This is a genomic window from Salmonella sp. SJTUF14076, from assembly GCF_015534835.1.
Taxonomy (GTDB): Bacteria; Pseudomonadota; Gammaproteobacteria; order Enterobacterales; family Enterobacteriaceae; genus Salmonella; species Salmonella enterica.
Genome location: NZ_CP064674.1, coordinates 59,732 through 72,567, shown reverse-complemented (window position 1 = coordinate 72,567; position 12,836 = coordinate 59,732). Strand labels below are relative to the sequence as shown.

At 49.4% G+C, this 12,836-nt stretch carries 13 protein-coding genes; 4 read left to right on the top strand and 9 right to left on the bottom strand.

All coding sequences use genetic code 11. The annotated features are described in order from the left end of the window. Positions 1–28: 28 nt before the first annotated feature. On the bottom strand, positions 29–2,827 hold the full coding sequence (dagR, locus tag HU143_RS00345; protein ID WP_001252665.1) for a transcriptional regulator DagR: 2,799 nt from the start codon (positions 2,825–2,827) through the stop codon (positions 29–31). A 196-nt stretch (positions 2,828–3,023) separates the two neighbouring features. Here dagR and HU143_RS00340 point away from each other — a divergent pair, with 196 nt between their 5' ends. Further along, complete coding sequence (locus HU143_RS00340) at positions 3,024–3,317, top strand: YicS family protein (protein ID WP_000824215.1); 294 nt, start codon at positions 3,024–3,026, stop codon at positions 3,315–3,317. 105 nt (positions 3,318–3,422) lie between these two features. After that, entirely contained in the window at positions 3,423–4,805 is a 1,383-nt protein-coding gene (locus HU143_RS00335) for a glycoside hydrolase family 1 protein (RefSeq protein WP_023227693.1), read from the top strand. Positions 4,806–4,864: 59 nt separating this feature from the next. On the opposite strand, the gene nepI is transcribed toward HU143_RS00335, so the two are convergent. Next, positions 4,865–6,058, bottom strand: coding sequence for a purine ribonucleoside efflux pump NepI (gene nepI / locus HU143_RS00330; RefSeq protein WP_001004799.1), 1,194 nt, complete (start codon positions 6,056–6,058; stop codon positions 4,865–4,867). 215 nt (positions 6,059–6,273) lie between these two features. On the opposite strand from nepI, the gene HU143_RS00325 reads away from it, so the two are divergent. Both HU143_RS00325 and HU143_RS00320 read left to right on the top strand, forming a co-directional pair. Further along, the gene (locus HU143_RS00325; RefSeq protein ID WP_023227694.1) at positions 6,274–6,633 is read left to right on the top strand and encodes a type II toxin-antitoxin system RelE/ParE family toxin; all 360 of its coding nucleotides are present in this window, start codon (positions 6,274–6,276) and stop codon (positions 6,631–6,633) included. Further along, positions 6,617–6,940 (top strand): helix-turn-helix domain-containing protein, encoded by a 324-nt coding sequence (locus HU143_RS00320; RefSeq protein WP_023227695.1) that lies wholly within the window; start codon positions 6,617–6,619, stop codon positions 6,938–6,940. Before HU143_RS00325 ends, HU143_RS00320 begins: the two co-directional genes overlap by 17 nt. A gap of 90 nt (positions 6,941–7,030) precedes the next feature. Here HU143_RS00320 and HU143_RS00315 read toward each other — a convergent pair whose 3' ends face one another. The 7 genes from HU143_RS00315 to HU143_RS00285 form a co-directional block, all read right to left on the bottom strand. Further along, complete coding sequence (locus HU143_RS00315) at positions 7,031–7,300, bottom strand: HPr family phosphocarrier protein (protein ID WP_000621026.1); 270 nt, start codon at positions 7,298–7,300, stop codon at positions 7,031–7,033. 9 nt (positions 7,301–7,309) lie between these two features. Further along, entirely contained in the window at positions 7,310–8,170 is an 861-nt protein-coding gene (locus HU143_RS00310) for a class II aldolase (protein WP_001131797.1), read from the bottom strand. Between the two features lie 62 nt (positions 8,171–8,232). Further along, entirely contained in the window at positions 8,233–9,717 is a 1,485-nt protein-coding gene (locus HU143_RS00305; RefSeq protein WP_023227696.1) for an FGGY-family carbohydrate kinase, read from the bottom strand. Further along, positions 9,710–11,068 carry a PTS galactitol transporter subunit IIC gene (locus HU143_RS00300; RefSeq protein WP_000997824.1) on the bottom strand — a complete coding sequence of 453 codons (1,359 nt, stop codon included), beginning with the start codon at positions 11,066–11,068 and terminating at the stop codon, positions 9,710–9,712. Before HU143_RS00300 ends, HU143_RS00305 begins: the two co-directional genes overlap by 8 nt. A gap of 75 nt (positions 11,069–11,143) precedes the next feature. Continuing rightward, positions 11,144–11,431, bottom strand: a complete 288-nt coding sequence (locus HU143_RS00295) for a PTS sugar transporter subunit IIB (RefSeq protein ID WP_000041396.1) — start codon at positions 11,429–11,431, stop codon at positions 11,144–11,146. Next, a complete protein-coding gene (locus tag HU143_RS00290) occupies positions 11,428–11,901 on the bottom strand; it encodes a PTS sugar transporter subunit IIA (RefSeq protein WP_023227697.1) in 474 nt (157 codons plus the stop codon). The genes HU143_RS00295 and HU143_RS00290 overlap by 4 nt, the downstream gene beginning before the upstream one ends. Before the next feature lie 17 nt (positions 11,902–11,918). After that, entirely contained in the window at positions 11,919–12,662 is a 744-nt protein-coding gene (locus tag HU143_RS00285; protein WP_000854956.1) for a GntR family transcriptional regulator, read from the bottom strand. Positions 12,663–12,836: the final 174 nt, after the last annotated feature.

Genomic DNA, 12,836 nt, shown 5'->3' with positions numbered 1-12,836 from the left:
GAGGCCCGAAGCCCCGCCAGTAAAAGGATTAGCTATAGAGCAGTTCGTAGATATAAAAATATTCCGCATCCGATAAACGGATGGCGTAGGCGTCTTCGATCGGCAGAAAAGCGGATTTGATGACACTAAATGCGCGCGCGTCCAGATTCGGCTGACTTTCCAGCGCCATCTGTAACGGTTTTCGGTTAATCACAATACGCTCTACCATACAGCAGCAGTGGATCAGGAAGCGCAGTGTCACCTGGCGGCTTGGTTTCAGGGAAAGCGAAGACGTCAGATGGTTAAAAACGCCCTCCATCTCTTTCAAAATACGCTGCGGGTTAAGCACGGAAATATGGTTGATGATACTCTCCATCGTTAGCGCGCTGATAAAGCGCATAGCGCTGCGCTCCATCTCCAGACGGCGTTCAGCGTTGGACAGATCGGGCGTTAACAGGCTCAACACCAGTTCCGGCCCTTGTTCGGAGAAAAGCTCTTCCAGCGAAATAAACGGAATATCCGGCAGCCCCGGCTGGAAAGTGCCGACAATCCCCGCCAGCCGCTCGCTGGCATTCAATGCCTGCTGAACGCGCTCCAGACTGCGTACCTCGTTATAATCAAGGATCACCATCCTGGTGTCCTGCGACATCAGTTCGCCAAAGCTCTCCTCCAGCACCTTTTTGATTTTTTCCGCCGTTCCCATGCCGGTAATACAGGAGATGACCAGCACTTTGCCACCGTTCTCCTGCTGCGGCGTACAAAGCTGGCAGGGGATATTTTTACTCTGCAGGAGCGCCGTCAACTGTGGTAAATCGCTGGTTTCATAGCTTAAATCCAGCCCGACTTCCAGCAGACTGGTCAGCGTGATGTTCGGCATGAGCAAAACATCTATCTGGAATAACTTACTGATCGTACTGCCGAAATGGATTAATGAACCGATGTCCACCAACAGGATAAGCCGCCGATATTGTCGGGTTTGAATCATTTGGGTCAGCGTTTCCAGCGTGTCATGCACCGACTGTTCAAACGGCATGTCGATGGCGCTGAACAGCTCGCGCTCCAGCACGCGGTTGACATATTGCGCCTGACTGGTGGCGGTGGTCGCGCCGTGAGCGATCAAAATGACCCCGCAGTCGGGGCTGGCATCGATACGCTGACGATAATGGCGGCACTCTTTCAGGAACAGGCATAGCCAGACCACTTCCGTCGCCGGACACTGTATATGCAGCAGTTCGTTGATTTTCCGACACAGCAGCGTGGCGTTGTCATATTCGTCTTTGCAGCGATCCAGGATCAAACTGGAAGAGTAAAGCTGCGGGATCAGGCCGCGCTGCACGTAGCCTATCAGCGCCAGGAAGTGTTTACGCAGTGGGTTAACCAGATTTTCCGGCAGCGAAAAACCCAACACCTGCTCTACGCAGCCTATCAGCAGCGTCACGCGCTCTTCAATCTGGTCGCCATAGCGCGGCGGATGCGCCACGCTGTCGCGGCTGTAGAGACCGTATTCAAAAATCGAGCTGAGTTTATTTTTCAGGATCGCCAGCGTCTCCGCCGGGGGGACGTTACTGTTGCGCAAATTAACATATTCGCGCGTCAGGAAGCTGTAAAAGAGGTCGCTCTCTTCAATTTCCGCCCCGGTCGCCAGCGACGTCTTCAATGCGGGCAGCGTGCGCGCGTCTATATTTAGCCGCGCTTTACCCTCAAACAGAGTATCCACCAATAGACGCTGTTCCGGCGTCGGGTTAATCGACATCTCCGCCAGCCGCTTATCCAGCTGTAGCGTGTCGTTATGCTCGGTCATTCCCGATGCCCACGCCTGAGCGCAGAGAAACTGAATATCGCTTTTTAGCTGACCGATATTGCCTTCCAGGGGTTTATTCAGCAACCAGAGCAACAACGGTTTATCAATGCTGACCGTGCGTTCTATTTTGCGGCTTTCCCGTTGTAAGAACCCCACGATCAGTTCGATCTGTTCTTCAACGGAGCGCTGGCGAATACCCGGCAAATCAATGCATACCTGAATACGCCGCTGGAAAGTACGTAACAGCGCCGACCCGACCGGTTCGGTAGTGGCGCAAATCAGGCGTACCGAAATTGATCGCGGCTGGCTGCTCACGCCAAGCGGACGGTACTCGCCTTTATCCAGAATAGAGAACAGCTTTTCCTGCCCTTCATAAGACAGACGGTGCACCTCGTCCAGCAACAGATAACCACCGTCCGCCTGCTCCACGAGGCCTGTTTTATGTTCATTCGCGCCGGTAAACGCCCCCTGCCGATGACCAAACAGATGCGAGGAGAGTAGTTCCGGATTATGGGCGTATTCCGCGCAGTTAAAGTAGACCAGCGGCGGGATAGCGCCGCTCGCCTGTTCACAGGCGAAACGGTGCATCAGTTCCGCAAAAAAGGTTTTACCGACGCCGGACGGCCCGGTAAGCAGAACGTGTAAACCGTGCGGATAGAGCACCGCCGCACGGCCTTTTTCTACCGCATCGCGCAGGCTGCGATCGTAACCAATCAGGCTGGTAAACGGATCGTCGGGCGCGTAATGCTCTTCATGCGGCAGCACATCCGCCACCGACCGCACCTCGCGTTCAGACTCTTCCAGCTGACGTCCCAGCAACGTTTCCAGCGCCTGGCGATGCAAAAAATAGACCGGGCGGCCACGGCTTTTGATTGCCAGGCCGTCATTCCATAACTGATTGAGATCTTTGCTGACGGAGTTACGCGCCAGCCCAAGATTGAAACCTATCGCCTCCGCCGTAAACGCCGTCTCCTGCGCCAAATCGGCAAGACATAGCCCGCGCGTCAGCCGTTCCAGCTCTCCCAGTACGATCTCAATACGTCTCATTACACTACCGCTTACGAAATAAAAGAGTAGTCAGAACATACACTATTCTGCCACGCAAGAAAGTGAAGGCGCAGCGAGAAACCGCCTTCCCACTTTTGCCTGACTTCAACGCCAATGGATAGCACGCCCCGATGAGTGAGCGTCGCGCGGTCTACACTTACTCTTGAAAAAGTGCAAACCGATAAGGATACCGTTTATGAAACGAAAAACGCTTCTGCTTATTGCCGCGCTTGTCGCGCTACCGGGCGTCACGTATGCCGACTCTCCGTTTAGCTCGCTTCAGACGGCGCATGAAAAAACCACGATTTTAAAGGATTTGCGCAAAATGTGTACGCCCAAAGGCGCGCTAACTGATGAAGCCTGGGAGAAAAAAATCATGGCGAGCGAGGGGAACCAGCAGCATATTCGGGAGGCGATGATCGCGATAGAACGTAACAATCAGCATAACTACTGGCAGGCTCTCGGTAAGGTGGAATGCCCTGAGATGTAGCACACCTTTTCCGTTTTTTGGTCGCGAAAATGCGGACTGTAACCGGTTTCTGTTCGCCAAAACCGCGTATTCTGGAGCGAATTTACGCGATCAAGGAGTACGACAATGCGATACCGTTTTCCCGATAACTTCTGGTGGGGCAGCGCCTGCTCAGCGTTGCAAACCGAAGGGGATAGTCTGAATGGCGGTAAAAGCCAGACCACGTGGGATGTGTGGTTCGAGCGCCAGCCGGGTCGTTTTCATCAGGGCGTCGGTCCAGCAGAAACCTCAACGTTCTATCGCCACTGGAAGCAAGACATCGCGCTACTGAAACAGTTAAAACACAACAGTTTTCGCACCTCGCTAAGCTGGGCGCGGCTCATTCCAGACGGCGTCGGCGAGGTGAATCCACAAGCGGTGAGCTTCTACAATCACGTCATCGACGAGCTACTGGCGCAGGGCATCACGCCGTTTATTACGCTGTTCCATTTTGATATGCCGATGGTCATGCAGGAGAAAGGCGGCTGGGAAAATCGCGACGTCGTAGAGGCGTTTGGTCGGTACGCGCAAACGTGTTTTACCTTGTTTGGCGACCGCGTGAAGCACTGGTTTACCTTTAACGAGCCGATTGTGCCGGTGGAAGGCGGCTATTTGTACGACTTCCACTATCCCAATGTGGTGGATTTTAAACGTGCGACCACCGTGGCGTACCATACCGTGCTGGCGCACTCGACCGCCGTGCGCGCCTGGCGCGCCGGGCGCTACGACGGTGAAATCGGCATAGTACTGAATCTGACGCCGTCCTACCCACGCTCGCAGCATCCCGCCGATGTGCAAGCCGCGCATCATGCGGATCTGTTATTCAACCGCAGTTTTCTTGACCCGGTATTAAAGGGAGAATACCCGGCGGACTTGGTGGCGCTGCTGAAAACCTATGACCAGTTGCCTGCCTGTCAGCCAGGCGACCGTCAGCTTATTGCCGACGGCAAAATCGATTTACTGGGGATTAACTATTATCAGCCGCGCCGCGTGAAATGCCGTGATACGGCGGTGAATCCGCAAGCGCCGTTTATGCCGGAGTGGTTATTTGACTATTACGACATGCCGGGGCGCAAGATGAACCCTTACCGCGGCTGGGAAATTTACGCGCCAGGAATTTACGACATCATCACCAACCTGCGGGATAATTACGGCAATCCGCGCTGTTTTATCTCCGAAAACGGGATGGGCGTTGAGAACGAGCAACGTTTTGTGCAAGCGGGACAGATTCACGATGATTACCGGATTGACTTTATCTCTGAGCATCTTAAATGGCTGCATAAAGGCATTAGCGAGGGCTGTCACTGTCTTGGCTACCACATGTGGACCTTTATCGATAACTGGTCATGGCTGAACGGCTATAAAAATCGCTATGGTTTTGTACAACTGGATTTAGCCACCCAAACGCGCACGGTGAAAAAAAGCGGAGAATGGTTTGCCGCCACCGCAGAGCATAACGGTTTTGATTAAGCATTTATTATTGCCGGATAACGACTAACGTCGTATCCGGCCTACAAATGGCAGCAATATCAACTCATTGGCGTAATACGGACTTTCGCCGCCACGACTAACGCCGTCAACAGCATCAGTCCGCCGGAAAGCGCCAGCGGCGAAAGCAGCCCGAAATTGTCGAGCGCATAACCGCCCACTGCCGCGCCACAGGTATTTGCCAGTTGAATCACCGCGACCTGGATGGAACCGGCTTTTTCCGCCTGATCGGCAAGGGAACGAGTGATCCACGTTGACCATCCCACCGGCACCAGCGCAAACGCCAGCCCCCAGACAATCGCTATTGCCGCCGCCACGGTTTTGTCGCTTCCCCACACAATGAGCGTCAGCGCGCTCAGCGCCAGTAGCAGCGGCGCACCGGCCAGCGCCAGTTTTACCGAACGTTTCAGTACGTAGGAGGAGAAAGAAGTGCCAACGAAGCTGGCAATACCAAAACTAAGCAACACCAGCGTCAGACCATCAACGTCAAAGCCCGCCAGATTCATATAGACCGGGCGAATATAGGTAAAGAAAGCGAACTGCCCGGCAAAAGACATAAAGATGGCGATCATCCCGGCCATCACGCCAGGGCGTTGCAACAGGCTAAACATATTCTGTTTCTGGTGAGAAGGTTCGCCCGGCAGCGACGGCAGTGATTTCACCACCCAGATGACGCACAGTACGCCCATCACCGCAGCGGCGTTAAAGACATTACGCCAGCCAATAATACCGCCCAAAAAACTGCCCAGCGGCGCGGCGATCACTAACGCGATGGAGACCGCGCCAAAAATCACCGACAGCGCTTTCGGCACGGTACGCGCGGGAACCAGTCGCATGGTCAGCGACGCCGACATCGCCCAGAATCCGCCCAGCGCCAACCCAAGACAGGCGCGGCCCAGCAATAGCAGCGTAAAGCTGTTGGCAAAGGAGACCATCAGACAAGAAGCCGTCAGCAAAACGGCGAACAGAATAACGATATAACGCCTGTCGGTCGCCTGAATAATCTGGGTAATGAACAGGCTGGAAAACATCGCGACAAACGCCGTAACGGTGACCGACTGACCAGCGACGCCCTCGGAGATCCCCAGATCCTGCGCCATCGGCGTCAACAGACTAACGGGCAAAAACTCAACGGTAATCAGGCAGGCGACACAAAACGCCACGGCAAAAACGGCTGACCAGTTAGGCCTGGCAACCCCATCAGCGCGGAATTTTTCTGCGATATTTTCATTCATTGTGGTTACCTGCGTCGTTTTAGTGCGGAAAATCCACGCAGTGTAACATTACAAAATGTGATCTGATTAACGTTTTAGCAACTGACATTGTTGCGCTGCATTTTGCGAGGCTGGTCGAGCGTTGAGAATTATCTTCTCTCGCTGCGTGTAAAACCAAAAGGTAAGACATAGTGTATCACCTGGTGCTATACTTTAGATTACAGGATGTCAACCTGATGCGAATCTTCAAAACCAGGTGGTTTAACAGAGAAGCGAAGTCCCACACGATAAAAGATGACGAGTTAAGCGAGGCCATCGACGCCGTACTGCAAGGAAAAGCAGATAATCTCGGCGGCGGGGTTTATAAAAAACGTCTCAATCAAAATCGCGATCGCGCAATCGTATTGGCAAAGGGAGGCGAACATTGGTTTTACACCTTCCTGTATGCCAAACAGGATATGGCCAACATTCGCTATCGCGAACTCGCGGGTTTCCGTGAGTTAGCAAAACACTATGCTTGCCTGACCGAAGATCAGATAACGGCACTCATTAATAACAAAGAACTGGTAGAGGTGCGCCATGTCAGCAAAAACTAAATTCAAAAGCCCTGCCTTTGAAGCGATTCATAGCGCGGCATCTGGATTATTTAGCGTGGATGCCATTCCCCAGGAGACAATGCGTAGTTTTGACACGGCCTGCTTAAGCAGCATCAAAGACCTGCAGCCACTTGAAATAAAAGCGTTACGAGAAGAACTCAACGTTAGCCAGCCGGTTTTCGCTCGGTACCTGAATACCAGCGTATCAACGGTTCAAAAGTGGGAAAGCGGCGCCAAGCGTCCCAGCGGGATGTCACTGAAACTACTTAATGTTGTCCAAAAACACGGGCTAAAGGTGCTGGAATGAGGGTTTTACCGATGGTCTGTTAAGGCTATTCATACGATAATGAGTGCAGGAAGCCTCTACAACTTCCTGCGCCGTTTGACGGGAATTGCACTATACTGACTCACCAAAGCCATCAGCAAATGCAGATTTTAATTCATCCATAAAAGCCAGTTCATCCTGTCCATCACAAATTAAATCAATCATTGTGTTTCCCTTTACGCCAGCCCCCAAAATACTCATCATTCCTTTAATGGGAATTTCTTTGTCATTATTAACTAGCGTTAATGAAGACTGGTATTTTTTGACAATTTTCGCAAGTGTAGCGGCTGGCCGCGCATGAAGCCCCGTACTGTTCATAACGCGTACTTTTTGTCTAATCATATATTTTCCTTAAGAGACTTTGCGGAATGCTGAGTGATGTTTATTCATCATCTTAATTTTAGAATAAACATCATCCTCAACTGCCTGTTTTGCGTTCGCCATGACACGCGCCAGATTAGCCTCGTTGTTATTATTTACCCAAGCCTTACCAACAGTAGTAATAAAGGCTTTGCGCAAATCACTCGCAATATTCACTTTGGCTACTTTGTAATTAACAAAGCTGCGAAGAATATCCGCGTCAATACCAGAACCTCCATGAATAACCAAAGGTACCGGACTGACAGACGCGATGCGTTGTAATAGCGGGATATCAATGCGTGGGATATCTTCAAGACCATGTACATTACCAATTGACACTGCCAGCATGTCGCACCCTGTCTCCTCAACAAAGCGCTGAACCTTCTCAGGTTCAGTTTTGCAGTCAGCCTCGCTGACATGATCATCTTCCTTACCCAGAATAGCGCCTAATTCCGCTTCGACGGGAACACCAAATGATTTACAGAAATCGACAGCTTCTCGGGTAAATGCAATATTTTCTTCGAACGGTAGCGCCGCGCCATCAATCATTACTGAGGTAAATCCGGCCCGGACAGCCTGCTTAACATCTTCCAGAGTTTTCCCATGATCCAGATGCAGGCTGACAGGAATATCCATTTTATCGGCATGTCGCTTAACTATTTCATAAATGTAATCGTAACCTGAAAGCTGTGCATTAGTAGGAGCAATTTGAATAAAATTGGGCAATCCGGAACGTTCTATTGCATTAAGAATGGAAATTGTTGTCTCCAGGTTCGTTGTATTAAATGCCCCCGCAAGGACATGTTTTTCCTGAATACAATTGAGCAGGATCCTACCATTGACTAAAGGCATATTAACTCCAGATATTTATGTGAGCAGTGTAAGTAAATTATCGAACTATTGAGTTATCACAGTTATTCACCAATAAGCGCCCCTTCTTGCCGCAGTTTAAATTGGTAAAATGACAGCCATTGCTGCTGATATATTTTCAACTTTGCAGAACGAACCGCGTCAGGAAAATATCGCTCAGCCACAGGAACAGTCGGGGGGACAACATTCGGACAGGCTATCAACAATGCTCCAAGGGAGACGGTTTCATCAAAAGCAATGGCCTCAATTGGACACTGGAGGATGTCAGCCTTCAACTGGAGCCAGTATGGGTTTTTCACCGCAGGGCCAATGACTTTTACTGTCCTGCCCGCCGGGATATTAAAACACCCGTGACAGTGTGCAAACTCCATCGCCAGGCCAATAAAGACACTCTCAAGCAGAGACTCCGGAGGAAGTGAATCCGTCAGCCCAAAAAGCAGGCCACGAGTGTGCCGATTTTTATTTGGCGAACCCGAGCCCCGCAAATGAGGAATAAATACCGGCACATGCTCGACAGACCAGGAAGGTTTGAGGTATTGCTCCATGGCTTTTTCCAGGCCTGTGCTTATTTCCTTATCAGTTAAACGAAAGGTTTTTTTCACCCATTCAAGCGCATAACCGCCGACAGGCAGAGAAGCGAAAAGCGTGAAAAATTCACCATCGGAGTAACAACCATTTGCCAGCTTATTCCTGCGAGCCTGCACATCAAGCGTTGGCTGTGTATTCAGCAGTAAAATACCCTCTGTCGTGCCGGTAGAATTCAGCACATCGCCCGGTTGCATCTGTAATGCGCGGGCACCGACCATATGATCGTGTCCAGCGAGGGTGACTTTTACCTCATGTGGTAATCCCAACTCCTGCCTGAGCGTTGCCGTCATCCATCCGGCCACTTCACCCGGCTTTATCAACGGAGCCAGTACACCGAACGGTATGCCGAGAATCCCGGCAGCATTACGAGACCAGGTACGGTGAGCAATGTCCAGACACAACGTTCTACTGGCCAGCGATATTTCCGTCTTTTTCGCACCTGTCATTCGCCACAACAACACTTCTGGAGCATGTAACCAGCAGATATCTTTTCTTTCATGCAAGGAGTAGTTATCAAGCAACCATCTCATTTTAAATGCTGAGTAATTACTGTGAGGTGGCAATCCCGTTATAGAATACAGTTCTTCAGCCTCTGCCTTGCTTAATGACGAGAGATAAGATTCACCACGTCGATCATACCAGGCCAGCATCGGGGTAAGAATGACGCCCTCCTTATCCACAAAGACACCAGACTCACCGAAACTCGCAATACTGATATTTTTTACCGGAAACGGTACTGAAGCCACCAGTTCAGCCATTACCAGTCGCAGTGCCTGCCACAGCGCTTCGATATCGAAATCTACCTCGCCTTTGTCCGACGATATTATTGGCGTCGGAAACTTGCGGACTTCCAGAACTGACACGTCATGACAGGTATAACAGCTGACTTTGCAGTTAGTTGTGCCAATGTCAATGACAAGCGCTGCGTGGTAATCAGGCATAGACCGTTCCTTTTGTCAGGCGAAAAACACCATAAATAATCAGCGCAAGCACAGGAATCAGCCCGATAGCAATAATATTTCCGTTGAATATTTCAAGCAGCCAGAAACGGAAGGGATTACCGCCATCAAGGAAGCTTGATACCTGACCACTTGACCCCTCAGCCATTTTGAAATTGACATCTTTAGCCATACCGGTAATAAATGGCGCAATTTTGGTCGCAATCCACAAGTCGGCGACAATAACAGGAATTGCGGTTATCACAGCCCGGAAAATATTGCCACGACATGCCAGTACAATCATGGAAGCCATGACTGCCAGGTTCGCAAGGTCTCCGAGTGGCAGGACTTTATTGCCAGGAAGAAGGAATGCAATGAAGACAGAGATGGGTGTCAGAATCAGTGCTGTAGATATAATGGCTGGGTTACCTACTGCTACCGCGATATCCAGTCCGATAAAGAGATCATCACGGCCAGGATATTTGGCATTCAAATATTTCTTAATGGCTTCAGACAGAGGTAATAAACCTTCCATCAAAATTCGTACCATACGCGGAAGAATGAACATGACACCGCCAATGCTAATCCCCAGCAACAGGATATGTTTAAAATCATACCCGGCAATGATGCCCAACAAGACCCCCAGAATAGTACCCACCATCATAGGCTCGCCGAAGATTCCCATTTTTTTCTGAACGTTTTCCGGATCAATATGAATACGGTTAACGCCCGGGATCTTGTCGATAATTTTATCGAACAGCAATCCAATCGGAAAGAAGACGACAGATGACAGGGTCGGAAGTGAAATACCTTCCAGACCGAAGTACTTTGCCACTAATGGTGCAGACCAGTCCGCCAGTTTGAGAACCACGATCGCGGCAATAGCGGCTGCGGACAGACCCAAAACAAAACTCCCTGTACTGTAGTAAACCAGCGTTCCAGCCAGGGCAAAGTGCCAGTAGTTCCACATGTCGACATCAACAGTACGCGTCTTATTCAGGGCCAGCATGGCGACATTAATCAGCATCGTCAGCGGGATGACAAAAGGTGCGATTGGCGAGCCCCAGGTAATTGCGGCCAATGGTGGCCAGCCTAAATCGACAACAGGAAGACTAATACCAGTTCGCTCAACCATTGCCTGTGCAGCCGGGCCTACGTTGCTGGTAAGTATGTCAAAGATGGCATAAATTCCGACAAACCCTATTCCGACAATTAACGATGAGCGAAGTGCTTTAGCGGGTTTTACTTTGAAGAACAATGCCAGGAAAAAAAGGACCAGCGGCAATAAAACCGTTGGGCCAAATCCCAGGACATATTGCACAACGGTATAGAGAGTATGTGCTATATCATTCATATCCGACCTCTTATTCAGATGTGACCAGACCTCGCGTTAGCGCCTGGGTAATTTATCTGTTTTTTATTTATGAAATCAGGCTTGGCCTTTAAGGATTGAAACTATTTTTTCAAGAACTTTATCTTCACCTACTCCGGTAATGATTGGCAGACCACTAACAACCGGAATATCCAGTTCATAAGGAACTTTCGTTGTTGATACAACCAAAGCTGCACCATCGGTATTGTTTGGCAATGAGGCTACATTAGTTTGGGAATAATTAACATCAAGCCCATTGTCTTTACAATATTCCATTACTTTTTCTGCCACAGCCGTGGAAGTAGCAACACCCGTTGCGCAAACAAATAGTATCATTTTACTCATACTTCACCTCTTTCAGATATGCGTGTGTAAATTGACTGATAAATTTCATCATCATTCATGGCCAGTAACTGCTGCATAAAATCCTCATCCTGGATCACATCCATAATCCAACCCAGTACGTTGAGCTGCTTATTGCTTTCACCTAAAGCAAGCATAAACACCACCCTGACAGGTACGGGGTCTGGTTCCCCGCCCATATCTTCGAAATTGACGGGTTCTGCCAGTATTCCAACGCTAATGGCGTTTTGGCGAACATACCTGTGATCAGTATGTGGAATAGCGACACCTACAGGCTCAACCGGTAGACCCGTTGGAAAATTCTGTTCTCGCGTAATGACGTGATCGGCAAAATCAGATACAACCATACCATCGTTAATTAACGGACTGGCAAGAGCCTTGATTATGTCATTCTGACTCACCTCTTTAGGGAGGTGTCGAACATAATGACGGCGAAAATGAATATCCTGCATAGATTCCTCTTTGCTAGTTAGGCATCCAGGCGCTGTAAAATAGTGCCAAGATAATATTTATTACCTTTTAACCAGACGTTACCAAAATCAATGGCCAATCCTCTGGAGAAAAATACCAACTGTTCCAAATGCAAAACAGGTGCGTCTTCACCAATATCAAGATAATGGCCTCGCTCATTACCAATTAATTTGGCTGCGTAACGGCTTTCAGAAAAACTTATTTTCTTATCAGATAATCTTTCTATTGCTGAAAATAAATTTTCCCTGGTAAAATCTACATCAATAATACCGGGGCAGAGATCAATGTTGATACGATTTTCAATCAACATGACTTTTTCATCGCCAATACAACGAAGGCGTTTAAGAAATAAAACATCTTGTCCCGGTTTGATACTCAGTTTCTCTGCTACAAAGCGGTTAGCGGGTTCCAGTCGGGAGGTTATGACGCTGGTTGTGAAGTTTATCTTCTGGCTGGCTAAGGCTTCAGCAAAGGAGAGCAAACCTTCACCCAGTGGGTAAGCAACATTTTCCTTCTTTACGAAAGTTCCTTTACCCTGCACTTGCACAAGAACACCTTCCCGGACAAGTTGGTCAACCGCTTTTTTAACGGTACCGCGACTCACCTCCAGCATATCCATGATTTGAAACTCTGAAGGTATCCGGTCATCCTCAACTAATTCTCCGCTATAAATACTTTCCCTTATCCATTCCACAACCTGTTGATACAGTGGGATGTGTGAACTTTTACTCAATGTTTTCATGGGGCGCGCCTAAACATTTAGAGTTGTCTATAGACAATCATGTACAACTTCGAGTTTATGATAAGAAATTTTGAGACAGGAGGTATGGCAAGGAGTCACAGTTTTAGTGTTCAAAACAAGATCACATTTCCGTGATATATGTCACGGAAATGATGAGCTATAAGTCGCTGACGT

Bases quoted from the DNA above. Each gene is read 5' to 3' on its own strand.
- HU143_RS00290 (WP_023227697.1), bottom strand. From the start codon at position 11,901: ATGCAGGATATTCATTTTCGCCGTCATTATGTTCGACACCTCCCTAAA.
- HU143_RS00335 (WP_023227693.1), top strand. From the start codon at position 3,423: ATGCGATACCGTTTTCCCGATAACTTCTGGTGGGGCAGCGCCTGCTCA.
- HU143_RS00305 (WP_023227696.1), bottom strand. From the start codon at position 9,717: ATGCCTGATTACCACGCAGCGCTTGTCATTGACATTGGCACAACTAAC.
- HU143_RS00320 (WP_023227695.1), top strand. From the start codon at position 6,617: ATGTCAGCAAAAACTAAATTCAAAAGCCCTGCCTTTGAAGCGATTCAT.
- HU143_RS00300 (WP_000997824.1), bottom strand. From the start codon at position 11,068: ATGAATGATATAGCACATACTCTCTATACCGTTGTGCAATATGTCCTG.
- HU143_RS00310 (WP_001131797.1), bottom strand. From the start codon at position 8,170: ATGCCTTTAGTCAATGGTAGGATCCTGCTCAATTGTATTCAGGAAAAA.
- HU143_RS00315 (WP_000621026.1), bottom strand. From the start codon at position 7,300: ATGATTAGACAAAAAGTACGCGTTATGAACAGTACGGGGCTTCATGCG.
- dagR (WP_001252665.1), bottom strand. From the start codon at position 2,827: ATGAGACGTATTGAGATCGTACTGGGAGAGCTGGAACGGCTGACGCGC.
- HU143_RS00285 (WP_000854956.1), bottom strand. From the start codon at position 12,662: ATGAAAACATTGAGTAAAAGTTCACACATCCCACTGTATCAACAGGTT.
- HU143_RS00325 (WP_023227694.1), top strand. From the start codon at position 6,274: ATGCGAATCTTCAAAACCAGGTGGTTTAACAGAGAAGCGAAGTCCCAC.
- HU143_RS00295 (WP_000041396.1), bottom strand. From the start codon at position 11,431: ATGAGTAAAATGATACTATTTGTTTGCGCAACGGGTGTTGCTACTTCC.
- nepI (WP_001004799.1), bottom strand. From the start codon at position 6,058: ATGAATGAAAATATCGCAGAAAAATTCCGCGCTGATGGGGTTGCCAGG.
- HU143_RS00340 (WP_000824215.1), top strand. From the start codon at position 3,024: ATGAAACGAAAAACGCTTCTGCTTATTGCCGCGCTTGTCGCGCTACCG.